Annotated in this window: 1 protein-coding gene; it reads left to right on the forward strand. The window is 32.6% G+C overall.

The genetic code is table 11. From position 1 onward, the window contains the following. Positions 1–217: 217 nt before the first annotated feature. Positions 218–435, forward strand: a 218-nt coding sequence (locus tag L979_RS15695; RefSeq protein WP_047692930.1) for a hypothetical protein, incomplete at its 3' end; no start/stop codon positions are given.

The raw sequence follows: 435 nt of genomic DNA on the forward strand, positions 1-435 counted from the left end.
ATGACGAACTTTTCAAAGTATGGCTTGGACGTGCTGAATTTCTAGTCAGACAGTCGAAAAAATTGCATGCAGCTTGCGAAAATGATTATTCTAAGCGTGCATTGATTAGGGCATTACAATTAAAAGTAGAAATAAATAAAAAAATATCATCTAATATTTGACAACGATAATTAATTTTGGTATAATAGTATATATAGAAATAAAGGAGAACTAACAAATGGTAGTCAAATTAACGCAAAAACAAGCTGATTATCTTGAAACTTTTGGAAACCTTGAAGATGAAATAAACAAAAAACGAGCGCTTTGTCACATCACTCGTTTTGGTTATGGATACAATTGGATAGGCGGCGATAAATGTCCAAGTAGTGCTTTTGAGTGTTACGAGCAATTGAAAATGGTTGAAGCTGTCATTAACGGTTATGAAGTTATTGAACC

The organism is Kocuria sp. ZOR0020 (genome assembly GCF_000800955.1).
Classification (GTDB): Bacteria; Actinomycetota; Actinomycetes; order Actinomycetales; family Micrococcaceae; genus Kocuria; species Kocuria subflava.